The organism is Marinobacterium aestuariivivens (assembly GCF_042661465.1).
Taxonomy (GTDB): Bacteria; Pseudomonadota; Gammaproteobacteria; order Pseudomonadales; family Balneatricaceae; genus Marinobacterium_A; species Marinobacterium_A aestuariivivens.
The window spans coordinates 2,998,640-3,019,107 of the sequence record NZ_JBHSWE010000001.1; the positions used below are offsets into that span (position 1 = coordinate 2,998,640).

A 20,468-nucleotide genomic window follows, 5' to 3' on the forward strand; every position below is an offset into this window, starting at 1 on the left:
AAGCTTCTTTCTGGCCGTGTCGTTAGGGGACGGTAGAATGGTCTGTTTTTCAAGCAAAACGACAGGAAAGACCGAATGACCATTACCCGCATGGAAACCGGCCAGCGCATGAGCCGGATCGTGATTCACAACGATACCGTCTACCTCTGTGGCCAGGTAGCCGAAGACGCCAGCGCCGATATCGCCGAGCAGACCCGCACCATGCTGGCCAAGGTCGACCGCCTGCTGGAGCAGGCCGGCAGCGACCGTGAGCACATCCTGTCGGCCACCGTCTATATCCGTGACATGAAGGATTTCGCGGGCATGAATGCGGTCTGGGATGCCTGGGTGCCGGAAGGTCATGCCCCGGCCCGCGCCTGCGTGGAAGCGCGCATGGCCCGCCCCGAGCTGCTGGTCGAGGTATCCGTCACCGCGGCGGTGAAGAAGTAGAGGGGCAAGCACTGTCCCCCTTGAACCCACCCTCGATCCTCCACGAACGCAACTATCTGACCTACCTCTGCGGCAGCGTCTTCTCGACTCAGGGGATCTGGATCCAGCGCATGACGCTGGGCTGGATGATCTGGGATCTGACCCACTCGGAGACCTGGCTCGGGCTGCTGGCCTTCCTGATGTTCTTCCCGGTGGTGCTGGTGGGGCCGCTGTTCGGTGTGCTGGTCGATCGTATCAACCGGCGCCGCGCGGCGGTGCTGATCAGCCTGATGCTCAGTGCCTTCGGCTTTTGCCTTGCCGTGCTGGTGGCCGGCGGACTCATCGGGGCGCCCGGCGTATTGCTGTTTGCGCTCGGAATCGGCATCACCAACAGCGCCTATCAGGCGGTGCGGCTGTCACTGGTGCCGGAGCTGGTGAGTGCGCCGAACATGTCACGGGCCGTTGCCATCAATGCGATCCTGTTCAACAGCGCGCGCTTTATCGGGCCGATGATCGCGGGTCTGCTGATCAATCTTCAGGGCAGTGCGCTATCGTTCGCCGTGACCGGTGCCTGTTATCTGCCGCTGACCGGGGTGTTACTTTGTCTGCGGCTCGATGAACACCGGCGGCGGGACGGGAAGGCGCCGGGCGCCTTTCTGGTGGATCTGGCCGCCGGGGTGCGTTATGCACGGCGTGAAAGCCTGATCGCCCGACTGCTGCTGGTGATCTGCTGTGCCGCCATCTTCGGCCGCGGCCTGCTGGAGATATTGCCCGCGGTGGCCGACGGCCTCTACGGCCGGGGCGTCGAAGCGCTGGCGGCGCTGACGTCGGCGGCGGGCTTCGGCTCCATCATCGCCGGCCTGCTGCTGTCGGCTTCCGGGACGGAGCGGCTGCCGCTGGCATTGCGCCTGGCGGGGATCGGCTCCGGCGCGCTGCTGATACTGTTCAGTCTTGGCGGGCGTTTCGAGTCCGGCCTGCTGATCGTCACGGCCCTGAGTTTTTGCGCCACCGTCTGCGGCGTTGCCACCCAGTCGCTGATTCAGATCTCGCTGGACAGTGCCTATCGCGGTCGGGTCATGAGCCTCTGGGGTGCGCTCAATGTTGGCGGTGGCGCGATCGGAGGTCTGCTGTTCGGCCTGCTGACCGAGTTCGCAGGCTTCGGTCCGAGTCTGTTGCTGCCGGGACTGGCGATGATGGCGACAAGCGCGTACGCCACCCGGAACCTGCACGCTTTTCGTAGGGTGGGTTAGGCACGCAGGGCATCGTTTTGTCCGCCGGCACAGGGATTGCGCGTGCCGTAACCCACCCTACATGCCGCTTTCAGCCACCTGGAATCCGATTCACCGGTAGAGCGCCACCCGGTGGAACGCCGCCCGGTGGAACGCCACCCGGTGGAACGCCACCCGGTGGAACGCCACCCGGTGGAACGCCACCCGGTGGAACGCCACCCGGTGGAACGCCACCCGGTGGAATTCGCAGGCTCATTCCACCCTACATCTTTGGACAATACGCAGGATGCGTAGGCCTTGCCGGCCAGTCAATGCAGCTTCAGGCCGACCCGGGTGACCGTATCGCCCTCGACCTCCTTCACCACCAGGGTCACCGGGCCCAGCATCAGGCTGTCGCCGACCACCGGATGACCATGCTGGTGGCGGGCGATGCAGGCCGACAGCGTCTGCTGCGGGTCTTCCTGCTCGACGCGGATGCCGTAGACCTGTTCGACATCGGCCAGCTGTGCGTCGCCGTTGAGGACGAACTCGCCGAAGAAGGCCATTTCGGCCAGGTGTTTGGGGCCGTGAGGCGCATTGAAACGGTGGCCGAGGGCGTCGATCTGGTCCGGCCGGGCGAGGACCGCGATCAGGTCGTCCGCCTGCAGTGCGGTAGTGGGAGCTGGCGGCAGGTACTGGCCGTCGCGGAAGACCGCGGCGATACCGCTGTCCGGCGGCAATCGCAGGTCGCTCAGGGGTGACGGACGCAGCCAGCGCTCGCCGCTGAGCCTGAACAGCAGCAGTTCGTGTTCGCCCACCGCTGGCACGTCGATCGGAATGCGCCGGTGCGCCTCTTCGTGACCCGGAACCTCCAGCTTCAGCAGACGGGCGACCGGCGCCAGGCTGGTGCCCTGTATCACCAGCGATACCAGCACGATGACGAAGGCGATATTGAACAGCAGCGTGGCCTGTTCAATCCCGGCCATGACCGGAAACAGGGCCAGGACGATGGGCACGGCACCGCGCAGTCCGACCCAGGCGATAAAGCCCTGCTCCCGGACATTGAACTTGAAGGGCCAGAGGGTGCCGAAGGCCGCCAGCGGGCGTGCCAGCAGGATCAGCACGGCGGCCAGCAGCAGGCAGCCGGGGGCGATCAGCAGCAGCTGGGACGGGTCGACCAGCAGCCCCAGGATCAGGAACATGCAGAGCTGTGCCAGCCAGGCGAGGCCATCGTGGACCTGCAGGATCGCCGGCATCATCCGTACCCGCCCGTTGCCGAGCAGGACCCCCGCGAGATAGATCGCCAGGAAGCCGCTGCCGCCGAGCGCATTGGTGCCGGCGAAGATCACCAGGCCCGAGGCCGTCACCAGCAGCGGATAAAGCGCGGTCACCAGGTCCACGCGGTTGACCAGGAAGACCAGTGCGCGTCCGCCCAGCCAGCCGCAGAGCGCGCCGATGCCGAACTGCTGCGCCAGCATGAGGGGGCCGACCAGAGCGATGCCTGATCGCCGAGTGTGATCAGCTGGATCAGCACCAGTGTCAGGAAGATCGCCATAGGGTCGTTGCTGCCGGACTCGATCTCGAGCGTGGCGCCGACACGGGTGTTGAGGTTGAGCCCGCGCCCCTGAAGCAGGGCGAAGACCGCGGCGGCGTCGGTGGAAGACACGATAGTGCCGACCAGCAGCCCATCGAGCAGCGGCAGGTCGAAGATCAGCATTGCCGCCAGGCCTGTCAGCAGCGCGGTGATCAGTACCCCGAGGGTCGCCAGTACCAGCGCCGGCCGCAGACCCACCCTGAAGGTTTCGCCGCGGGTGCGCATGCCGCCGTCGAGCAGGATCACCGCCAGCGCCAGGTTGCCGACCAGAAAGGCGGTTTCGAAATCGTCGAACTGGATCTGGCCAATACCGTCCTCACCGGCCAGCATGCCGACGCCGAGGAACAGCAGCAGCACCGGCATGCCGATACGGTTCGACAATGGACTGAGAAGGATGCTGAGCATCAGCATCAGGGCGCCGATCAGCAGGAACAGTGAGGTCATGCGTCACCGCCTTGCGCTTCTGGCATCCCGACGCCGAGGAACAGCAGCACAGGCATGGGCATGCCGATGCGGTCGGGCAGGGGTCTGAGAAGGATGCTGAGCATCAGCATCAGGGCGCCGATCAGCAGGAACAGTGAGGTCATGCGTCACCGCCTTGCGCTTGTGGCATCCCGACGCCGAGGAACAGCAGCACAGGCATGGGCATGCCGATGCGGTCGGGCAGGGGTCTGAGAAGGATGCTGAGCATCAGCATCAGGGCGCCGATCAGCAGGAACAGTGAGGTCATGCGTCACCGCCTTGCGCTTGTGGCATCCCGACGCCGAGGAACAGCAGCACAGGCATGGGCATGCCGATGCGGTTCGACAATGGACTGAGAAGGATGCTGAGCATCAGCATCAGAGCCCCGATCAGCAGGAACAGAGAGGTCATGCGTCACCGCCTTGCGCTTCTGGCATCCCGACGCCGAGGAACAACAGCTCAGGCATGGGCATGCCGATGCGGTCGGGCAGGGGTCTGAGAAGGATGCTGAGCATCAGCATCAGGGCGCCGATCAGCAGGAACAGTGAGGTCATGCGTTCTATCCTTGAGTTGTCCCGGTTGCCATCGAGGCCTGACCGGAGAGGGTGACCGGACTGTTCTTGTTGGAAGACGGCCTGAAAAATCATTATAAGGCCGGGCCCGGCTCCGGCAAGCGGCCTGGACGGGAGAATGATCGATGCGTGGCAATATGGCGAAGCTGCTGGCGACCCTGCCCCAGCAGGGGCGACTGGAGCAGATCCTGATACGGCCGTCCCGCGGCGAGCCGATGCGAAGCCTGGATCGGGCCGAGCTCGTGCCGGGGGAGGGCATCCTGGGCGATCGCTTTCACGGCCGCATCGACAGCAAGCGCCAGGTGACGCTGTTTCAGGCCGAAAACCTGGCCGTGCTGGCGTCCCTGCTGCACGTCGAGGCCGTCGACCCGGGTCTGCTGCGTCGCAACCTGCTGGTGCGGGGCATCAGCCTGCAGGCGCTCGGCGGCCGGTGTTTTCGGATCGGTGGGGTGCTGCTGGAGGGCGCCGGCCAGTGCCATCCCTGCTCGCGCATGGAGGCGGCGCTGGGGCCGGGCGGCTTCAATGCGATGCGCGGCATCGGGGGCCTCTGCGCCCGCATTCTCGAGGGTGGCACCATCCGCCCCGGCGACACCGTCACCGTGGTCGACGATACTGACGGCTGGACGGCACGGTTGTAGGATGGGTTAGCTCTGTTCGCCGCAGATCGGCATCTGCATCCGCTTGCGGATCTCCTCGGGCGAGTGACCGCTCGCTATCAGGAAGTGCAGCTTGGTAAAGGCGGCCTCGACGGTCAGGTCGCCGCCGGGAACGACGCCGATGCGGTTCAGGGTGGAGCCGGTGGCGTAGGCGCCCTGGCTGACCTTGCCCTGCAGGCACTGGGTCAGGTTGACCACCACAATGCCACGTTCGCAGGCCTTGCCCAGCGTATCCATCAGTTCGCGATTGCCATCGGGCGGATTGCCGACGCCGTAGCTGCGGATCAACAGGCCCTTGAGCCCGGGTTCTTGCAGCAGGCGCTCGGCGACAGACCCCGGCATCCCCGGATAGAGGTGCAGCAGCGAGACCGCGGCCGGGTCGAAGTCCGGCACCCGGAACTGCGGTGCGCCCCGCTCCAGCAGCAGGTGCTCCAGCAGTTCGATATGGATGCCGACCTGCCCCAGCCAGGGGCAGTTCGGCGTATCGAAGGCATCGAATCCGGTGGCGCGCAGTTTGCTGGCGCGGTTGCCCCGCAACAGTCGGCCATTGAAGTAGAGGCCCACCTCGGGTATCGGATAGTTGCCGGCCAGGATCAACGCGGTAATCAGGTTGTCGAGGGCGTCGTTGCGTGGTTCGATCAGCGGAATTTGCGAGCCGGTCAGGATCACCGGCTTGTCGAGGCCCTGCAGCATGAACGACAGCATCGAGGCGGTATAGGCCATGGTATCGGTGCCGTGCAGGATCACGAAACCGTCGTAGCGCGCATACTCGGCGATCAGGGTATGGCCAATCCGGGTCCAGTCGCGAGGCTGTATATTCGAGCTGTCGATCAGCTGATTGAACTCCAGCAGTTCGAACTGGGGCAGGTTCTGCTGCGCCTGGTCACTGAGGCGTTCGCGCAGCACCGTCTCGAATCCGGGGACCGGAACGTAGCCCTGATCCGAGGGGTGCATGCCGATGGTGCCGCCGGTGTGGATGATCAATACTCTGGATTTCATGGGCGCAGGGTCTCCATGGCCAATAGGGGGTTGTCAGGGCGCGAGAAACCGCTGGCGGATGCAATAGTCCTGGTGGCACCTGCAGGCGTAGTCCCAGGTGTCGGGCTCGACGTCCGCTGGCGCGCTTGCCGGCAGCGGGCTGCCCGAGTGAACGAGAAAATGAATCAGCTCCCGGCGCCCGTCCGGCAGCGCCCGTTCGAGAAGAGTGCGTCCCTGCTGATCGGTTGCCTCGATGGTGGCGCCGGCCTGCAGCAGCCGGCTCAGATGCAGCATCTGCTGCGTCGGTTCGCAGTGGTCGAAACAGGCATGCAGCGGTGGCAGTCCCGAAGGCAGCCGGCGGTTGGGATCGGCGCCGGCCTGGAGCAGTGCGCTGATCAGGGCCAGGCTCTGCTCCGGCTGCATCAGCGCCAGTTCCAGCAATGGCCGGTCGTCGCGGTCCGTGCTTCCGGCATCGGCACCGGCGGCCAGGATCAGCTTCAGCAGTTGTGGTCGCCGGTGGCAGATCGCCAGCTCGGCGGCATGGCGCCCGTCCCGGATCGGTTGCCCCAACAGGGCGTCGTCCGCCTTGCCGAGGGCCTTGTTCAGCGCGCTGGTATCGTCGTTTTCGATAGCCGAAGCCAGCCGCTCCGGCCGGGTGTCCCTGAAGATATTGAGCATGCAGAGGCTACCGCGGTTAAAATCATCGTCTTCTGATTCTATCCCAGGATGCGCCATGCCTGCCCAGATTTCCCTCGAAGCCCTCAAGGTGCTGGATGCCATCGATCGCCACGGCAGCTTCGCCGCGGCGGCCGAAGCCCTGTATCGCGTGCCTTCTGCCATCACCTACACGGTGCAGCGCCTCGAAGAGGAGCAGAACATCAAGGTGTTCGAGAAACAGGGGCGACGGATGGTGCTGACGCCGGTCGGGCGCATGCTGCTGCAGCATGGTCGCCAGATCCTTCAGGCCACCGAATCGCTGGCGGAAATGGCCCAGCGCATGGCCCATGGCTGGGAGGCCCAGCTGACCATTGCCATCAACGGCATCTTCCCGATCGAGCTGATCTTCCCGCTGATCCGGCGCTTCCAGCAGGTGCAGCCCGATATCCATCTGGCGCTGCGCTACGAGACCCTGGCCGGTACCTGGGACTGCCTGCACGAGAACCGCGCGGACCTGGTGATCGGTGCGCCGGGGCTGCCACCCGAAGGGCGCTCCTACGATACGCTGCCGTTGCCGCTGATGCCGGACGATGCCTTCTGCTACGTCGCGGCCCCCGGCCATCCGATCTGCGAGCTGGAGCAGCCGGTCAAACGCGATGCGCTGCGCCGCTTCACCTCGGTGGTGATCCCGGACAGCTCGACGCGCCTGCCGGCCCTGACCTACGGCCTGCTCGAAAGCCAGCCTCGCCTCTTCGTGCCCGATGTCGATGCCAAGCTCAAGGCCCACCTGGGCGGGCTGGGCATCGGCTACCTGCCGCGCTTTCGCGCCGCTCCCCACCTCGAAAGCGGCGAGCTGGTGGAGATCCAGGTCGAGCTGGTACGCAGCGACCACAGCCACTATGTCGCTTGGCACAGCAGCAACCAGGGACGGGCCCTGCACTGGTTTATCGATGCGCTGCGCGAGCAGAATCCCTACGCCGAGCTGCTGACCGAGAGTTTCGCCTGAGCGACCGTTTTTCCTGTCGCGGCGTCGTCGCGGTGCGCATCACTTCGTTCAGCAGCCCCCAGCAAGGTAACAGGCCAAAGTAGGGTGCTGGTAAGCGCAGCGCACCGCACCGAAGAACCGCGCCTTCGACGTTCAGGAATCGCAGCAGCCTGCGCCGGTTTCGGCGGGCAGCAGCCTGCGGCGCAGCGGGCGGATCGCGAGCAGCAGCAGAACGGTGGCGGACAGCCACTGCAGGGCGCCGAAGAGGGATGCTTCCTGATGCCCGGCCTGCCGTATCGGCAGATACAGGTCGCTGCCGTCGAGCAGCCAGTTGGTGGCGTAGCCCAGCAACAGCGCACTGCCGCAGATGCCGGCCAGATAGAGCGCCACCGTGCGCCTGCCCAGTTCGCGCACCAGGATGCCGAGTGCGGCGATATTGGTCGCCGGTCCCGCCAGCATGAACACCAGCACCGCACCGGGCGACAGGCCCGCCGCCAGCATCGCCGCCGCCAGCGGTGTCGATGCGGTGGCGCAGATATAGAGTGGCAGTCCGACCAGCAGCATCAGCAGCAGTGCCCAGACGCTGTCGCCGACTTCGAGTAGCGCCGAGGGCTCGACCAGGGTGCTGACCAGGGCCGCCAGCACCAGCCCGAATGCGAGCCAGGCGGCGATATCGTCCACCAGGTCGGCAACATCGTGCACAAAGGCGCGGGCCCGGTTGCCGGAAGAGGGCCGGGCGACAGCCGCCGTATCGCAGCCGCCGGCGCTGCTGCAGCAACTCGATGGGGCGGCTTTCGCCACGGGCGCCGGCAGGGGCTCATGCCGGCTGTCGAAGCCGAGCACCAGCAGGCCGCTGGCGATGGCGCTGAGGATCGCCGCCAGCGGGCGCACCAGCGCCAGTACCGGCCCGAGCAGGGCATAGGAGACCGCGACCGAGTCGACTCCGGTTTCCGGCGTCGCGATCAGAAAGGACACGGTCGAGGGTTTCGAGGCTCCGGCCCGGCGCAGCCCGATCGCTGCCGGCAGCACGCCACAGGAGCACAGTGGCAGCGGTGCGCCGATCAGCGACGCCCGCACTACCGTCCCGGCACCGCGTCCGTCCAGCCAGCGCCGTACCAGCGCCTGGGGAATCCAGCCCTTGATCAGCCCGGCCAGCAGCAGCCCGGCCAGTAGCCAGAAGGCGGTGTCGAGGTAAAGGTCGAGGAGATTATCCAGAAACTGCCAGAGCATAGACTGTTCCTTTCAGTGGCTGTACCTACAGCTTACCCGATGCGCCAGGATGCTGTCGGCTCAGATCGTACCCAGCAATCGCAACAGGAAAATACCGCTACTGAGCGATACCACCGAACCCAGCGTAGTCGTGAGGATGACATTGGCGGTCAGTTGGGCATTGGCGCCCATCGCCTTGGCCATGACGAAGGCAGCGGCGGCAGTGGGACAGGCAAAAAGGACGAACAGCAGCGTCAGCTCCTGTCCCGCGAAGCCGAGCAGGGCGGCGATCGGCGTCAGTACCAGCGGCAGGAGCAGCAGCTTGGTGGCCGTGGCCCAGAAGGCGGTGGCGGAGCTGGCGCGCAGGCTGCGCAGGTCGAGCGAGCCGCCGATGGTCAGCAGGGCCAGCGGCAGCGTCAGGTTGGCGAAATAGCGCCCGGTGGTGTCGAGCGTCTCGGGCAGGTGCAGGCCGAAGTAGGAGAACGGTAACGCCAGTGCCACCGCAATAATCAGCGGATTCTTCACCACGGCCAGCAGAATGCCCCTGAAGCCGGCACCGTGGCCGTCCGCAGCCTTCATGGGCAGCGTCAGCGCCAGTACCGACAGCACATTGAACATCGGAATCACCAGTGCCAGCATCATCGAGGCCTGACTGAGGCCGGTGCTGCCGAAGAGGTTGTAGCTCAGGGCCAGTCCGATGATGCCGTAATTGCTGCGACAGGCGCCTTGGACGAAGGCGCCGAGATCCCCGGGACTGTGGATCAGGCGAGCGGCCAGCCACCAGGTGACGGCAAAGCTGGCGAGAATGCCGGCGAAAACGAAACCCAGCAGGCCGGGGTTGAACACGGCCTGGAAGTCGGTGCGGGAAATCGACATGAAGACCAGGATCGGCAGCGTCACCATGAAAACAAGTCGCGAGGCGGTATTGATGAAGCCGTCGTCGATCAGTTGCCAGCGCCGGAGCAGGAAGCCGAGCAGCACGATGATGAAAATGGGGGCGACGACGCCGGCCGTGAACTGAAGCGACTGAAGGTAGAGCTCCACCGAGGACTCCCGAAGGCAAATGGGCGCTCATTCTATCCCTTTATCACGCAGTTGCGTAATCAAGCCTGACGATCAGGCCTGGTGCAGTTTCGGGTAGTCGAACAGCTCCAGGGTGCCGCAGGACTCGGCCAGCTCGCACCAGCGGGTAATGCTCAGATGAATATGCAGCACGGCCGAGGTGGGAAACTTGAGCAGCCGTTCATGGGTCAGGTAGTACCCCAGGCTTTCGAGACCCGGGTTATGGCCCACGACCATCAGATGATGGCTGTGGTCGTTCTGCTGCTGCAACTGGTGCAGCAGCGTCTCGCAACAGGACTCGTACAGCTCGGGCAGTATCCGCAGCTGCTCCGATGACAGTTCGAGGGTATCGGCAAGGGCTTCGGCCGTTGTCAGCGCCCGTTCGGCGCCGCTGCTCAGCAGCAGGTCGGGTACCAGTCCGAAACTGCGGACCCGCTGGGCCATGGCGGGCAGATCAAGTTCGCCGCGTTTGTTGAGGGGGCGGTCGAAATCATCCTGCCGGGGATCGGCCCAGCTGGATTTGGCATGCCGGATCAGCGTGAGTTTTTTCATGATGATGGCCGGTTGCGGTGGGAGGGTCGGGATTTCGTAGCAGTATTGGTCGAAAGTCCGGGAAATACCAGTAGACAGCCGCGTGCGACAGGGAAAAAAGGGCGGGGTGGCCCCCGCCCAAAAGGTGCGGGCCGAAGCCCGCCGGAGATGCAGGCGGCGAATGCCGCCCGGCAAGTGCCCGGTCCCCAAACCGGTATTTCGTAAGTCGTAAGGCGTAAGTTGTGCCCCCTGGATACTCTGAGCGCGCAGTGCGGGCCCGACAATCGAAGCCGCAAACCGCAAATCTATGCTGCATTGCAGCAAAGTGTGGGCCAGTTTTGACAAATGCAATAAAAACAGGGGGTTGGCGTCAGAGGCGAGCGGTTGTCGCTGTCCCGACTGTATGGAGTTCGAGACATTATTGTCGAGCTGTCTGTCTTGCTCCAGACAGCGATGGTCGGACCGACGGAGATCAGGGTCGGTATTTTCTCAGGTGCTCGTAGAGCGTGGCGCGGGAGATGCCCAGGCGGCGGGCGGCCTGGCTCTTGTTGCCGCCGCACTGTGCGATGGCGTCCTGCAGTGCCTGCCATTCTGTCTGCTGGCGTAACTGCTCGAGGCTCTGCGGTCGGGGACTGCTCTGTTGCGGCAGGTCGTCGTCGGCGCCGAGGTCGCCCGGTTCGATGCAGTGCCCCTCGGCCATGACGCAGGCGCGCTCGAGGCGGTTGTGCAGTTCACGCACGTTGCCGGGCCAGGGATACTGTTCTAGCCATGCCCGCGCAGCCGGCGACAGCGCCAGCGCCGGCAGATTGGCCTGTTGCTGTATCTGCTGCAGCAGGCGGTCGCTGATCAGAGGGATATCGCCATGGCGCTCGCGCAGCGGTGGCAACCGGATCGGCAGCACGTTGAGGCGATAATAGAGGTCGGCCCGAAACTCGCCCTGCTCGACCAGCCCTTTCAGATCCTTGGCGGTGGCGGCAATGACCCGGACATCGACCTGCTCCAGCCGGTTCGATCCCAGGGCTTCGACTTCCCGCTCCTGCAGCACCCGCAGCAGCTTGGCCTGCATCGGCAGCGGCATCTCGGCGATTTCGTCGAGGAAGAGGGTGCCGCCGTTGGCCAGCTGCACCTTGCCCTTGCGTCCCTGGCGGTCGGCGCCGGTATAGGCGCCCGGCGCGGCACCGAACAGCTCGGCCTCGACCAGGGATTCCGGCAGTGCGGCCATGTTGATGCCGACGAAGGGGCCGCCGGCCCGGGGCGAGGCATTGTGGATGCCCTGGGCCAGCAGTTCCTTGCCGGTACCGGTTTCGCCCAGCAGCAGTAGGGTGGTGTCGAGCTGGGCGGCGCGCAGGGCCTGGCGCCGCAGCTGTTGCATCGCAGTCGATTCGCCGATGATATCGTCGAGGGCATAGCGCGAGGGCCGCAGCAGGTTCTCCGACTCCAGCCGGCGTCGCAGCCGGGCGAACTTGTCGAACAGAGGCTGGATGCTGTCGAGATCATCGTAGAAGACGAAGCCGATGGCGCCGAACACCTGGCCGCTGTCGTCTTTCAGTGGCAGCCGGGTCACCAGGCACCAGCGACCGCTGATCTGCATCAGGTCGACGAAGTTGGGTTTGCCGCTACGCACCACCCGCGGCAGGCCGGTGGTGGGCAGAATCTCCTCGACCGGGCGGCCGACCACCGGTTCATCGGGCGGCAGGTCGATCAGCTCGCGATACTGGTCGCTCATCCAGAGCACCCGGCAGTCGGGGTCGACCGCCACGGCGCCCTGGCACAGGCTCGAGAGCAGCTCGAACAGCTGGCCGCTACGGTCGCCCGTATCGAGCATGCGTCGTAGCATTTTGTGGGTGTCTTGCATTGCCGGGGTCCGTCGATATCCTGTGCTCCGCACGTTAGCAGATTGCGCACGCCGGGGCATCCGGCGGATTACGGCCGGGCCGAAAAGCGATAGACTACAGCGATTGTGGATTCCCTGAAATCTGTCCAGGGTTCTGTCGCGTAAAGAGAGCTGCAAGCGCTTCGAAGGATATCCCATTGAGTATTGTAACCCGGCCAGGATGGCTGCTGACTGGTCTGCTGCTATTGCCCCTGACGGCCATTGCCGAGGAAGCTCCGGTGGTCGCCGTGGAGGTGACGGCCATGGACGGCGATCTGCCTGACGAGCTTGCCGACAATATACGTGCCTTCCTGGCGATCGAGCGCATCAAGGGACAGCCGGCGCCGATGGTGAGCCGCCTGCAATACCTGCACCGACAGGCACAGGAGCAGATCCGCAGCGCCCTCCAGCCCTACGGCTATTACCGGCCCCGTATCGAAGCCGAGCTGATTCAGCAGTCCGGGCAGTGGCTGGCCCGCTATCGTGTCGATCCGGGGGAGGCCGTGCGACTCGACGAGGTGCGGCTGGCCGTCAGCGGCGAAGCCCAGTCGGATCCTGCGATGCAGGAACTGGAGTTTTCCCCCAGCCTGGCGCCTGGCGCCGTCTTGCGACACGCCGATTACGAGGCGCACAAGAGCCGCATGCGTTCGCAGGCGGCGGACCGGGGCTACTACGAGGCCGATTTCAGCCGCCAGCAACTGTTGATCGACCCGGAGCTCGGGCAGGCCGATATTGACCTGGAGCTGGATTCCGGGCCGCGTTACCGCATCGGCGAGGTGCGCTTCGACGAGGCACCGGTGGATGAGTCGCTGCTGCAGCGTTATCTGCCGTTCAAGCCCGGAGATCCCGTTTCCAGCGCCCGGCTGCTGGAGCTGCAGCGGGGACTGGCCGACAGCGAATACTTCAGCCGTGTCGAGGTGCAGCCGCTGTGGGACGAGGCGCTGGAGCAGTCGGTGCCGATCGATGTCGTGCTGGAGCCGAACAAGCGCACCGCCTACCGTTTCGGTGTCGGTTACGGCACCGACACCGGTGCCCGCGTCAGCGCGAGTCAGCACCGGCGCTGGGTCAACCGGAGGGGGCACAGCTGGAACGGGCTGGTGCAGCTGTCTGAAGTGGAGTCGGCGGTGGCGCTGCAGTACAACATACCCGGGGAGCGCCCGCAGAGCGATCGCTATGGCGCCCGTTTAAAGTGGCAGTCCGAACAGACCGACTCCACCGACAGCGAGCTGACCAGTGCCGGTCTGTTCTGGCAGAAAAAGCTGGGCGCCTGGCAGCGCATCCTGTCGCTGGACTGGGAGCAGGAGCGGTTTACCCTCGACGAGGAGTCGAACGCGACCAACTTCCTGATCCCCGGCATGAGCTGGTCCACGACCCGCACCGACAATCCGCTCAACCCGAGTCGCGGCTATCGCTTTTCACTGGAACTCAAAACCGCGGCGGAATACCTGCTGTCGGATGCCGATTTCGTCCAGGGGCTGGCCGGCGCCAAGCATGTACTGACCCTGACGGAGCGCAGCCGGCTGCTGACCCGCGCCGATTTGGGCATCACGGCGATGGAGAACTTCGAGATCATGCCGTCGTCGCACCGGTTCTTCGCCGGCGGCGACAACAGCGTGCGAGGCTACGACTACAAGGAGCTCGGCCCCATCGGCGACAACGGTGATGTCGTTGGCGGGCGCAATCTGCTGGTGGCCAGCGCCGAGGTCGATTACCTGGTCGCCGAGAACTGGCGGCTGGCGGCGTTCTTCGATACCGGCAACGCCATCGATTCGGTCTCGGATCCGCTGAAAAGCGGTGCCGGCCTGGGCGTGCGCTACCTGTCGCCGATCGGACCCATCCGTGTCGACCTGGCGGTGCCGCTGGAAGACTCCGGTTTTCGCATTCATTTCAGTCTGGGGCCCGACCTGTGAAGCGCTGGCTGCTGAGAATCCTGCTGGCGCTGCTGGTGCTGGTGTTATTGCTCCTTTCCGGTGTGGCGGCCATCGGGCTGACCGAGAGCGGAACCCGCTGGCTGGTGCGCCAGCTGCAACCACTGCTGCCCGGCGAACTCGCCTATGCGGATCTGCGGGGCCGTCTGTTCGACCGGATCGAGATAGATGGGCTGTCCTATCGGCAGCAGGCGCTGCAGCTCGAGGCCGGCCGGATCGAGTTTGCACTGGTACCCTGGCCCTGCTGCAGGGACGCCTGCAGCTCGACCGTGTCGGCGTCGAATCCCTCGACCTGCAGTTGCCGCCGGCGTCGCAGGAGCCGCCACCTGCCGCCGAATCCTCGCAGGAGCCGTTGCAGCTGCCCGGAGCGATCGGACTGCCGCTGGCGCTGCAGATCGGCGAGGTCTATGGTCGGGACCTGCGCATAAGGCCCGCCGCAGGCGAGCCCCTGATCATCGACAGCGTCCAGCTTGGCCTGCACAGCGAGGAGGCTCGGCTGGTGCTGGACCGCTTCGAGGTCAGCGCTCCCCAGGGGCTATCGAGCTGCACGGCGACATGACCCCGGCGGGAGACTATCCCCTGGCGTTGAGCCTGGACTGGCTGGCCCGCCTGCCCGACTACGGCGAACTGCGCGGCCAGGGCACCCTGCGGGGGCAGCTGCGCGGTGAGCTGGTACTGACTCAGGAGCTGCAGGGGCTGGCGCAGGCGCGCCTGGAGGCGCGTGTCACCGAACCGCTGACGACTCCGGCCTGGCAGCTGGCGCTGGAGCTGATCCGTTTCGATCCGGCGCCCTTTGCCGCCGACCTGGCCGGTCACGAGTTCAGCGGCCGGCTCGACTTCAGCGGCGACCTGGCATCGGCCAGGGGCGGGCTGTCGCTCAACGGCAGTGTTCCCGAAGCGGGCCGGGTCGAACTGATCAGTACGCTGGAGGCCAGCGTCGAGCAGCTGCAACTGAGCGATACCCGGATCCTCTTGCCCGATACCGGAGCCCGGGTCAGTGCGGCGGGACGGATCACGGCGCTGCAGACAGCCCCCGAGCTCGACCTGCAGCTGGACTGGGAGGGGCTGCGCTATCCGCTGCCCAGGGAGTTGCCGGCGCAGTTTTCCAGCGACAGCGGGCAAGTGCAGATTCAGGGACCGCTGCAGGATTACCGGCTGCGGCTCAGCGCAGCGCTTGCCGGTGAGCAGATACCGGAAAGTGATCTCGAGCTGGAGGGGCAGGGTAACCTGGATGGGTTCAGCGCCCTGACGCTGGATATTGCCAGTCTCGGTGGCGAACTCCGCCTGGACGGTAATGCCGGCTGGCGGCCGCAACCGGCCTGGAAACTGCGGGCGCGCGCCAGCAATATCGATCCCGGCCGGCACTGGCCGGACTGGACCGGGTCGGTCGGTTTCGAGCTGAACTCCGAAGGGTGGCTGGAGGACGGCAAGCCGCGGTTGCAAGCCGATATCGCTGCGCTCTCGGGTCAGCTTCGGGGCCAGCCGCTGAGTGGCACTGGCCAACTGAGGCTGTCCGGGACCGATCTCGAGATTCCGCAGCTGGCCCTGGGCTGGGGCAATGCCCGGCTCGAAGCCAGTGGCCGCGCCGGCGAGACGCTGGCATTGAACTGGCGGCTGCAGGCCCCGGACCTGGCATCGCTGTTGCCCGATACCGGTGGTTCGATCAGCGCCAGCGGTACCCTGACGGGCCCGAGGAGACCCCCGCGCTGCAGGCCGATATCAGTGCCGGGGAGCTGGCATTCCAGGCCAACCGGCTGCAGCGCCTGAACGGAACCCTGGCGCTGGATCTGGGCTGGAAAAGCCCGGCGCGTATCGATATGACGGCGAGTGAGCTGCAGCTGGGCGCACGGTCGATCGACCTTGTCCGGCTGCAGGGCGGCGGCGCGCAGCAGGACCATGCCCTGGATCTCGCCGTCGACGCCGAGGACGGAAGCCTGGCGCTGCGGCTCGAAGGCGGCCTCTTCGACGAACAATGGCGGGGCCGGCTGACCCGGCTCGACCTGCAGCAGCACCTGGCCGGACGCTGGCAACTGGCGGCACCGGTGGCGCTGGAACTGGCCGCGGACCGGGCCCGCAGCGAGCCGCTCTGCCTGCAGGCACAGGATGCAGAAGGCCGGCTCTGTGCCGAGGGACAATGGCTGGCCGCCGGCGACAGCAATGGCGATCTCGAGCTGCAGCGACTGCCGCTGAGCCTGCTGGCGCCCTGGCTGCCCGCCGGCGCCGAGGTCACCGGCTATCTCAATGGCGACGCCCGGGCACGGCTGGGTGCGAGCGGCAGTCTGGACTACGATGCCGTCCTGAGCCTGGATCAGACGCGTCTGGCCCTGCCGGATGAAGGGCTCGACTTCGATCTGAACCGGGCACTGGCCAGTCTTGAGGGCAGCGAGGAGCGGGTTTCGCTGACACTGGATATGACGATGGACGAGATCGATGGCCGCCTGAACGCCGCAGTTGCCGTCGCGGATCCCGCCGGCGCAGGCAAACTGGATGGCCGGGTGGAGATGGCGATGGAGGATCTGAGGTTCCTGTCGGTGCTGGTGCCGGCGATGAAGGTCGACAGCGGGCGCCTCAACGGTGATTTCAACATTGCCGGCGATCTGCAGCAGCCCGCGTACGCGGGGCCCTGGAACTGAACAATGGCCGGGTGGAACTGCCGGGTGCCGGCATTGCACTCGAGCAGCTCGAACTGGCGCTGCGCGATGATCCGGCCCGCCCCGAGTTCATGCTGCTCGAGGGCAGCGCGGCCTCCGGTGGCGGCAGTCTCGAACTCTCGGGTGAGCTGCAGCCGCTGGCGCAGCAGGGGCGTCTGCAGATCCGCGGCGAGCGCTTCCAGGCGATGGGCACGCCGGAGATCCAGGTCTATATTTCGCCGGACATGCTGATCGGACTGAGCGAGGGACGTATCGCGGTCGGCGGCGAGCTGGTGGTACCGGAGGCGCTGATCAAACCGCCGAAGCTGGCCGCCAGCGCGGTTCAGGTATCGCCCGATGCGGTGATCGTCGGCCAGGAGGACGCCGCCAGCCGGCGCGGTCCGGCGCTCGATCTCGATCTGCGCCTGACCCTGGGCGAGCAGGTACGGGTCGATGCCTTCGGTTTCGACGGGCGTCTGACCGGCAGCATGGTGCTGCGGGAAGATGAGCGCCGGGTGACCCGGGCGACCGGCAATATCGGCGTCGCGGCGGGGCAATACGAGCTCTACGGTCAGGATCTGGAGATCGAACGCGGCACTTTCGTCTACACCGGCGGACCTGTGGATAATCCGGGGCTCGATCTGCGGGTGAAACGCGAGGTCGAAGCGGTGACCGTCGGCGCCCGGGTCGGCGGCTCGTTGCGGGTGCCGACCTTCGAGCTGTTCTCGGAGCCGGCCATGCCCGACAGCAGCCGGCTGTCCTACCTGATCTTCGGTCGGGCGCCGGGCACGGCGTCGGAAGGCGAACAGGCGATGCTGATGAAGCTGGCGCTCGCCCTCGGTCGCGGTGGCGGCAACAGGATCGGCGAGCAGATCGCCGGGACCCTGAACGTCGACGAGATCGGTTTCGGCGGCGGCGAGACCCTCGAAGACACCTCTTTCTATGTGGGCAAGTACCTGTCGCCGCGGCTCTATATCAAGTACGGCGTCGGCCTGCTGGAACCGACCAACGAGTTCATCATGCGCTACAAGCTCACCGAGCGGCTCTCGTTCGAGTCCAACACCGGCACCACCGGCAGCGGCGCCGATATCTTCTACAGCTTCGAGCGGTAGCGGGGAGTTCGCCCGGAGGGCCGGGCTCCCACGATTTCTGCCACCCTGTGGGAGCCCGTCGATGTCCGGCTTCCTGGCTCGACACCCATTTGAAATTAAATATCCAACGTTATTATGGGCTTATCCGGTATTTGTCGGTATAGCTGCCATTCTGCACAAATATTGTTTGACGGCCGGTAGCAAGGCTCTATATACTTCTCGCCAGGTTGAAAGCACGCCTTATATTTATGCACACCATTTCGATGTCCTTTGTAGTACCTCGTCCTGTTATTCATAAGTAAACGCAGACCTCCAGCCATACCGCCTTTCACAAGGCATTAATTACTCTTGAATAAATAGGAATTAGACTATGTCTACTACTACCGGCACTGTAAAATGGTTCGACGAAACTAAAGGTTTTGGCTTCATCGAGCAGGAATCGGGTCCCGATGTCTTCGCTCACTTCAAAGCCATCACCGGCACTGGATTCAAGACCCTGGTCGAAGGCCAGCGCGTCGAGTTCACCGTGACCAAGGGCCAGAAAGGCCTGCAGGCCGAGAACATCATCGTTCTCTAAGGCCCTGCGCTCCCGCGGGAGCTAAAGGTTGAAAAAAGGGCAAGGCTGAAAAGTCTTGCCCTTTTTTATGTTCAGGATGAACGGTCACCATTTTTTGCTCCTGCAAAAATGGTATTTCCGCCATTCATGGCGGTTATGCCGCGGGCGCAGGGATGCGCAGGAGCGGCGATTTTCGCAGTCCAGGTTGAAGCCGGCGTAGGGTGGTGTTAGCGGCGCTAAGATAGTGATGTTAAGGCCCATGGTGGATTTTGGGTGCTGCGTAACCCGCCAAGTTGGGCGCAGCCCAACCAGGCTTCCTGCGGGGATGCCTTGAATTCACAATGCCTTTCCTGTTTGAAATCCGCAGAGTGTCTACGGCCATCAGATATTATCTGGGCTGCGGATAAACGTCGCTGAGCTTTTATTTTCAGTTCCCGATCGTTTTTACCATCAATATCCAGTCGCCGTCCTGAGGGCTGCCGGGATAGGGCACCACCGGCCGGGAATCTTTTATATTGAACCCCATTGCCTCATAAAGACGTTTTGCGGTGCTGTTTTCCGACGCGACGATCAGGCTGATAAGGTCGCAACCCGCCGCCTGTGCCCTTCTTTCCGTGTCCTGTATCAATAGCCGACCGATGCCCTTGCCCCGGCAATGCTCGAAGGTGGCAATACCATTGATATACCAGCTGCCGGGAACGCGGGACTCCTGCTCCAGCAAAGGGCGCACCAGCGCCGGATAGTCATCCAGATCCCCGAGTGGATAAGGGTCTGGCAGCCGGTAGGCAAGCAGCATCCCCAGCACCCGGCCAGCGTCGTCGACACAGACCCGCGCATGGCGGTAACTGAAGCCGCCATCGTCACGCGCTGCGCGCCGGGCACCGACCTCCAGCGCAGTATCGCCGTCCCCGGCCTGCTGTGACCAGAGGTATTCAGGTATGCCCTCGCCGGCCAGGTTGATCAGCCGTGCCAGATCCCGGGCGTCTTCCCGTTTAGCATCGCGGATTTCCAATGGTGCCTCCGTTCGATTCGCCTGCGAACTGCACTGGGCCTACCTCCTAGTACTCCGGCAGCGGCCGGCCGTCGAAGTCCACCACCCTGAGCATCTGGCCGGTGTCGTCCAGGATAAAGATCTGGTCGAGCGGGACGTAGGCGCCGAGCCGGTTCTTGCTGCGGAACTTCAGCCTGACCCGGTACTCCTTCCAGGAGCTGAAATCCTCGGGGTTGAACTGGACGACCTTCATTACCGGGCCCCATTCGATGATGTCGAGTGACTGGGGGCGTGCAGGTTGCCGTCCAGATAGCGCCTGACCTGCTGTACCGAGCGGTCTTCGGGGCTGTTCTGCACCGGGTCCAGAGTGTTGCCGGACTCGACCTCGAACACCAGTTCCTGCTCCAGATTATGGATGAGGTCGCCGACCAGGTCGTCGACCGTTGAATCCGGTTGGTCTTCCGCTGCCTTTGCCGTGGCCAGTTCCGGCTCTTGCTGACGATAGACCTGGCCTGCAAGCTTCTCCATCAGTCTTGTGTACTCGTCCTGCTGGGTGGCACCTTCTTCCAGACCGGGTTGTTGCCTTCGCTGTTTGCGCTTGAGTGCGGCCTGTTCGGCCTGGCGGTGCTGTTCCTCCAGGCGCTGCTGTGCCTTTTCTTCAGGTGAAAGACGGTGTTCGAGCTGCTGCTGCTCTTCGGGGCAGGGCCGGCTGGAGAAGCTCAGCCGGCCATCCGCGCCCTGGCATTTGTAGACACCGGCCTGAGCCTGAAAAGCGAGGGTCAGGGCAAGAATCGTGACCAGTGGGAATCGGTGCATGGGGAGCCTCCCGTCATGCGCTTATCAGACAGTGTAGTCCGTGCAGTCAAGCGTTCCTGAACCCTTCGGTCTGTCTCGGCCGCACCGGAACGCCAAAAGCCGAGCCGATCGGGCTAAGTGGCGGCGCTGGTGCCGCGCAATCCCTATCGGCCACCCCGTCACCCAGGCTTCAGGATTGAGTGTCAACAGCGTGCGTAACTGTGCGGCTGTTTGTTTGTCCAATTAACGAGCGTACCTGGTGGCATGACTATAATCAGCAAA

At 64.7% G+C, this 20,468-nt stretch carries 27 protein-coding genes; 12 read left to right on the forward strand and 15 right to left on the reverse strand.

Annotation, left to right across the window (positions count from 1 at the left end; genetic code table 11):
- Nucleotides 1-75 precede the first annotated feature (75 nt).
- The 3 genes from ACFQDL_RS15530 (at nucleotide 76) to ACFQDL_RS15540 (ending at nucleotide 1,931) form a co-directional block, all read left to right on the forward strand.
- Nucleotides 76-429, forward strand: a complete 354-nt coding sequence (locus tag ACFQDL_RS15530; RefSeq protein WP_379909831.1) for a RidA family protein — start codon at nucleotides 76-78, stop codon at nucleotides 427-429.
- 20 nt (nucleotides 430-449) lie between these two features.
- Nucleotides 450-1,658 (forward strand): MFS transporter, encoded by a 1,209-nt coding sequence (locus ACFQDL_RS15535; RefSeq protein ID WP_379909832.1) that lies wholly within the window; start codon nucleotides 450-452, stop codon nucleotides 1,656-1,658.
- A gap of 111 nt (nucleotides 1,659-1,769) precedes the next feature.
- On the forward strand, nucleotides 1,770-1,931 hold the full coding sequence (locus ACFQDL_RS15540) for a hypothetical protein (RefSeq protein ID WP_379909833.1): 162 nt from the start codon (nucleotides 1,770-1,772) through the stop codon (nucleotides 1,929-1,931).
- Nucleotides 1,932-1,945: 14 nt separating this feature from the next.
- On the opposite strand, the gene ACFQDL_RS15545 is transcribed toward ACFQDL_RS15540, so the two are convergent.
- Genes ACFQDL_RS15545 through ACFQDL_RS15570 form a run of 6 tightly spaced genes read right to left on the reverse strand, consistent with a single transcriptional unit; the run spans nucleotide 1,946 to nucleotide 4,226 of the window.
- Nucleotides 1,946-3,094 (reverse strand): potassium/proton antiporter, encoded by a 1,149-nt coding sequence (locus ACFQDL_RS15545; RefSeq protein WP_379909834.1) that lies wholly within the window; start codon nucleotides 3,092-3,094, stop codon nucleotides 1,946-1,948.
- Nucleotides 3,004-3,654: a cation:proton antiporter domain-containing protein gene (locus tag ACFQDL_RS15550; protein ID WP_379909835.1), complete on the reverse strand. Its 651-nt coding sequence runs from the start codon at nucleotides 3,652-3,654 to the stop codon at nucleotides 3,004-3,006. The genes ACFQDL_RS15545 and ACFQDL_RS15550 overlap by 91 nt, the downstream gene beginning before the upstream one ends.
- Complete coding sequence (locus ACFQDL_RS15555; protein ID WP_379909837.1) at nucleotides 3,651-3,797, reverse strand: hypothetical protein; 147 nt, start codon at nucleotides 3,795-3,797, stop codon at nucleotides 3,651-3,653. The genes ACFQDL_RS15550 and ACFQDL_RS15555 overlap by 4 nt, the downstream gene beginning before the upstream one ends.
- Nucleotides 3,794-3,940, reverse strand: a complete 147-nt coding sequence (locus ACFQDL_RS15560) for a hypothetical protein (protein WP_379909838.1) — start codon at nucleotides 3,938-3,940, stop codon at nucleotides 3,794-3,796. Before ACFQDL_RS15560 ends, ACFQDL_RS15555 begins: the two co-directional genes overlap by 4 nt.
- Nucleotides 3,937-4,083 (reverse strand): hypothetical protein, encoded by a 147-nt coding sequence (locus tag ACFQDL_RS15565; protein WP_379909839.1) that lies wholly within the window; start codon nucleotides 4,081-4,083, stop codon nucleotides 3,937-3,939. The genes ACFQDL_RS15560 and ACFQDL_RS15565 overlap by 4 nt, the downstream gene beginning before the upstream one ends.
- Entirely contained in the window at nucleotides 4,080-4,226 is a 147-nt protein-coding gene (locus ACFQDL_RS15570; protein WP_379909841.1) for a hypothetical protein, read from the reverse strand. The genes ACFQDL_RS15565 and ACFQDL_RS15570 overlap by 4 nt, the downstream gene beginning before the upstream one ends.
- 143 nt (nucleotides 4,227-4,369) lie before the next feature.
- Between ACFQDL_RS15570 and ACFQDL_RS15575 the strand changes: the two genes are divergently transcribed.
- Nucleotides 4,370-4,882 carry an MOSC domain-containing protein gene (locus ACFQDL_RS15575; protein WP_379909842.1) on the forward strand — a complete coding sequence of 171 codons (513 nt, stop codon included), beginning with the start codon at nucleotides 4,370-4,372 and terminating at the stop codon, nucleotides 4,880-4,882.
- Between the two features lie 6 nt (nucleotides 4,883-4,888).
- On the opposite strand, the gene ansA is transcribed toward ACFQDL_RS15575, so the two are convergent.
- Nucleotides 4,889-5,899, reverse strand: coding sequence for an asparaginase (gene ansA, locus ACFQDL_RS15580; RefSeq protein ID WP_379909843.1), 1,011 nt, complete (start codon nucleotides 5,897-5,899; stop codon nucleotides 4,889-4,891).
- Nucleotides 5,900-5,932: 33 nt separating this feature from the next.
- The gene (locus tag ACFQDL_RS15585; RefSeq protein WP_379909844.1) at nucleotides 5,933-6,556 is read right to left on the reverse strand and encodes an ankyrin repeat domain-containing protein; all 624 of its coding nucleotides are present in this window, start codon (nucleotides 6,554-6,556) and stop codon (nucleotides 5,933-5,935) included.
- A gap of 55 nt (nucleotides 6,557-6,611) precedes the next feature.
- Between ACFQDL_RS15585 and ACFQDL_RS15590 the strand changes: the two genes are divergently transcribed.
- Nucleotides 6,612-7,541, forward strand: a complete 930-nt coding sequence (locus tag ACFQDL_RS15590) for a LysR substrate-binding domain-containing protein (RefSeq protein WP_379909845.1) — start codon at nucleotides 6,612-6,614, stop codon at nucleotides 7,539-7,541.
- Between the two features lie 132 nt (nucleotides 7,542-7,673).
- Here ACFQDL_RS15590 and ACFQDL_RS15595 read toward each other — a convergent pair whose 3' ends face one another.
- From ACFQDL_RS15595 to ACFQDL_RS15610, 4 genes are all read right to left on the reverse strand, one after another.
- Nucleotides 7,674-8,750, reverse strand: coding sequence for an SO_0444 family Cu/Zn efflux transporter (locus ACFQDL_RS15595; protein ID WP_379909846.1), 1,077 nt, complete (start codon nucleotides 8,748-8,750; stop codon nucleotides 7,674-7,676).
- 60 nt (nucleotides 8,751-8,810) lie between these two features.
- Nucleotides 8,811-9,773: an AEC family transporter gene (locus ACFQDL_RS15600; protein WP_379909847.1), complete on the reverse strand. Its 963-nt coding sequence runs from the start codon at nucleotides 9,771-9,773 to the stop codon at nucleotides 8,811-8,813.
- 72 nt (nucleotides 9,774-9,845) lie between these two features.
- Complete coding sequence (locus ACFQDL_RS15605) at nucleotides 9,846-10,343, reverse strand: SixA phosphatase family protein (RefSeq protein ID WP_379909848.1); 498 nt, start codon at nucleotides 10,341-10,343, stop codon at nucleotides 9,846-9,848.
- A 451-nt stretch (nucleotides 10,344-10,794) separates the two neighbouring features.
- Nucleotides 10,795-12,177, reverse strand: a complete 1,383-nt coding sequence (locus tag ACFQDL_RS15610; RefSeq protein ID WP_379909849.1) for a sigma-54 interaction domain-containing protein — start codon at nucleotides 12,175-12,177, stop codon at nucleotides 10,795-10,797.
- 176 nt (nucleotides 12,178-12,353) lie between these two features.
- Here ACFQDL_RS15610 and ACFQDL_RS15615 point away from each other — a divergent pair, with 176 nt between their 5' ends.
- The 7 genes from ACFQDL_RS15615 to ACFQDL_RS15645 all read left to right on the forward strand — a co-directional run bounded on the left by ACFQDL_RS15615 (nucleotide 12,354) and on the right by ACFQDL_RS15645 (nucleotide 18,421).
- Nucleotides 12,354-14,105: an autotransporter assembly complex protein TamA gene (locus ACFQDL_RS15615; RefSeq protein ID WP_379909850.1), complete on the forward strand. Its 1,752-nt coding sequence runs from the start codon at nucleotides 12,354-12,356 to the stop codon at nucleotides 14,103-14,105.
- On the forward strand, nucleotides 14,102-14,551 hold the full coding sequence (locus tag ACFQDL_RS15620) for a hypothetical protein (RefSeq protein ID WP_379909851.1): 450 nt from the start codon (nucleotides 14,102-14,104) through the stop codon (nucleotides 14,549-14,551). The genes ACFQDL_RS15615 and ACFQDL_RS15620 overlap by 4 nt, the downstream gene beginning before the upstream one ends.
- The gene (locus ACFQDL_RS15625; protein ID WP_379909852.1) at nucleotides 14,476-14,682 is read left to right on the forward strand and encodes a hypothetical protein; all 207 of its coding nucleotides are present in this window, start codon (nucleotides 14,476-14,478) and stop codon (nucleotides 14,680-14,682) included. Before ACFQDL_RS15620 ends, ACFQDL_RS15625 begins: the two co-directional genes overlap by 76 nt.
- On the forward strand, nucleotides 14,679-15,890 hold the full coding sequence (locus ACFQDL_RS15630; protein WP_379909853.1) for a translocation/assembly module TamB domain-containing protein: 1,212 nt from the start codon (nucleotides 14,679-14,681) through the stop codon (nucleotides 15,888-15,890). The genes ACFQDL_RS15625 and ACFQDL_RS15630 overlap by 4 nt, the downstream gene beginning before the upstream one ends.
- 50 nt (nucleotides 15,891-15,940) lie before the next feature.
- The gene (locus tag ACFQDL_RS15635) at nucleotides 15,941-16,756 is read left to right on the forward strand and encodes a translocation/assembly module TamB domain-containing protein (protein ID WP_379909854.1); all 816 of its coding nucleotides are present in this window, start codon (nucleotides 15,941-15,943) and stop codon (nucleotides 16,754-16,756) included.
- An 11-nt stretch (nucleotides 16,757-16,767) separates the two neighbouring features.
- Nucleotides 16,768-17,865, forward strand: a complete 1,098-nt coding sequence (locus tag ACFQDL_RS15640; RefSeq protein ID WP_379909855.1) for a translocation/assembly module TamB domain-containing protein — start codon at nucleotides 16,768-16,770, stop codon at nucleotides 17,863-17,865.
- Nucleotides 17,866-18,214: 349 nt separating this feature from the next.
- Nucleotides 18,215-18,421, forward strand: coding sequence for a cold-shock protein (locus ACFQDL_RS15645; protein ID WP_379909856.1), 207 nt, complete (start codon nucleotides 18,215-18,217; stop codon nucleotides 18,419-18,421).
- Nucleotides 18,422-18,827: 406 nt separating this feature from the next.
- On the opposite strand, the gene ACFQDL_RS15650 is transcribed toward ACFQDL_RS15645, so the two are convergent.
- Genes ACFQDL_RS15650 through ACFQDL_RS15660 form a run of 3 tightly spaced genes read right to left on the reverse strand, consistent with a single transcriptional unit; the run spans nucleotide 18,828 to nucleotide 20,207 of the window.
- Nucleotides 18,828-19,412, reverse strand: coding sequence for a GNAT family N-acetyltransferase (locus tag ACFQDL_RS15650; protein ID WP_379909857.1), 585 nt, complete (start codon nucleotides 19,410-19,412; stop codon nucleotides 18,828-18,830).
- Between the two features lie 46 nt (nucleotides 19,413-19,458).
- Nucleotides 19,459-19,644 (reverse strand): hypothetical protein, encoded by a 186-nt coding sequence (locus ACFQDL_RS15655; RefSeq protein WP_379909858.1) that lies wholly within the window; start codon nucleotides 19,642-19,644, stop codon nucleotides 19,459-19,461.
- Nucleotides 19,644-20,207, reverse strand: a complete 564-nt coding sequence (locus ACFQDL_RS15660) for a DUF4124 domain-containing protein (RefSeq protein WP_379909859.1) — start codon at nucleotides 20,205-20,207, stop codon at nucleotides 19,644-19,646. The genes ACFQDL_RS15655 and ACFQDL_RS15660 overlap by 1 nt, the downstream gene beginning before the upstream one ends.
- Between the last annotated feature and the right edge of the window lie 261 nt (nucleotides 20,208-20,468).

Coding starts and splice junctions, on each gene's coding strand:
- ACFQDL_RS15565 (WP_379909839.1), bottom strand. CDS start 4,083: ATGACCTCTCTGTTCCTGCTGATCGGGGCTCTGATGCTGATGCTCAGC.
- ACFQDL_RS15645 (WP_379909856.1), top strand. CDS start 18,215: ATGTCTACTACTACCGGCACTGTAAAATGGTTCGACGAAACTAAAGGT.
- ACFQDL_RS15530 (WP_379909831.1), top strand. CDS start 76: ATGACCATTACCCGCATGGAAACCGGCCAGCGCATGAGCCGGATCGTG.
- ACFQDL_RS15570 (WP_379909841.1), bottom strand. CDS start 4,226: ATGACCTCACTGTTCCTGCTGATCGGCGCCCTGATGCTGATGCTCAGC.
- ACFQDL_RS15545 (WP_379909834.1), bottom strand. CDS start 3,094: ATGCTGGCGCAGCAGTTCGGCATCGGCGCGCTCTGCGGCTGGCTGGGC.
- ansA (WP_379909843.1), bottom strand. CDS start 5,899: ATGAAATCCAGAGTATTGATCATCCACACCGGCGGCACCATCGGCATG.
- ACFQDL_RS15605 (WP_379909848.1), bottom strand. CDS start 10,343: ATGAAAAAACTCACGCTGATCCGGCATGCCAAATCCAGCTGGGCCGAT.
- ACFQDL_RS15575 (WP_379909842.1), top strand. CDS start 4,370: ATGCGTGGCAATATGGCGAAGCTGCTGGCGACCCTGCCCCAGCAGGGG.
- ACFQDL_RS15655 (WP_379909858.1), bottom strand. CDS start 19,644: ATGAAGGTCGTCCAGTTCAACCCCGAGGATTTCAGCTCCTGGAAGGAG.
- ACFQDL_RS15590 (WP_379909845.1), top strand. CDS start 6,612: ATGCCTGCCCAGATTTCCCTCGAAGCCCTCAAGGTGCTGGATGCCATC.
- ACFQDL_RS15560 (WP_379909838.1), bottom strand. CDS start 3,940: ATGACCTCACTGTTCCTGCTGATCGGCGCCCTGATGCTGATGCTCAGC.
- ACFQDL_RS15635 (WP_379909854.1), top strand. CDS start 15,941: ATGACGGCGAGTGAGCTGCAGCTGGGCGCACGGTCGATCGACCTTGTC.
- ACFQDL_RS15630 (WP_379909853.1), top strand. CDS start 14,679: ATGACCCCGGCGGGAGACTATCCCCTGGCGTTGAGCCTGGACTGGCTG.
- ACFQDL_RS15595 (WP_379909846.1), bottom strand. CDS start 8,750: ATGCTCTGGCAGTTTCTGGATAATCTCCTCGACCTTTACCTCGACACC.
- ACFQDL_RS15555 (WP_379909837.1), bottom strand. CDS start 3,797: ATGACCTCACTGTTCCTGCTGATCGGCGCCCTGATGCTGATGCTCAGC.
- ACFQDL_RS15550 (WP_379909835.1), bottom strand. CDS start 3,654: ATGACCTCACTGTTCCTGCTGATCGGCGCCCTGATGCTGATGCTCAGC.
- ACFQDL_RS15585 (WP_379909844.1), bottom strand. CDS start 6,556: ATGCTCAATATCTTCAGGGACACCCGGCCGGAGCGGCTGGCTTCGGCT.
- ACFQDL_RS15610 (WP_379909849.1), bottom strand. CDS start 12,177: ATGCAAGACACCCACAAAATGCTACGACGCATGCTCGATACGGGCGAC.
- ACFQDL_RS15660 (WP_379909859.1), bottom strand. CDS start 20,207: ATGCACCGATTCCCACTGGTCACGATTCTTGCCCTGACCCTCGCTTTT.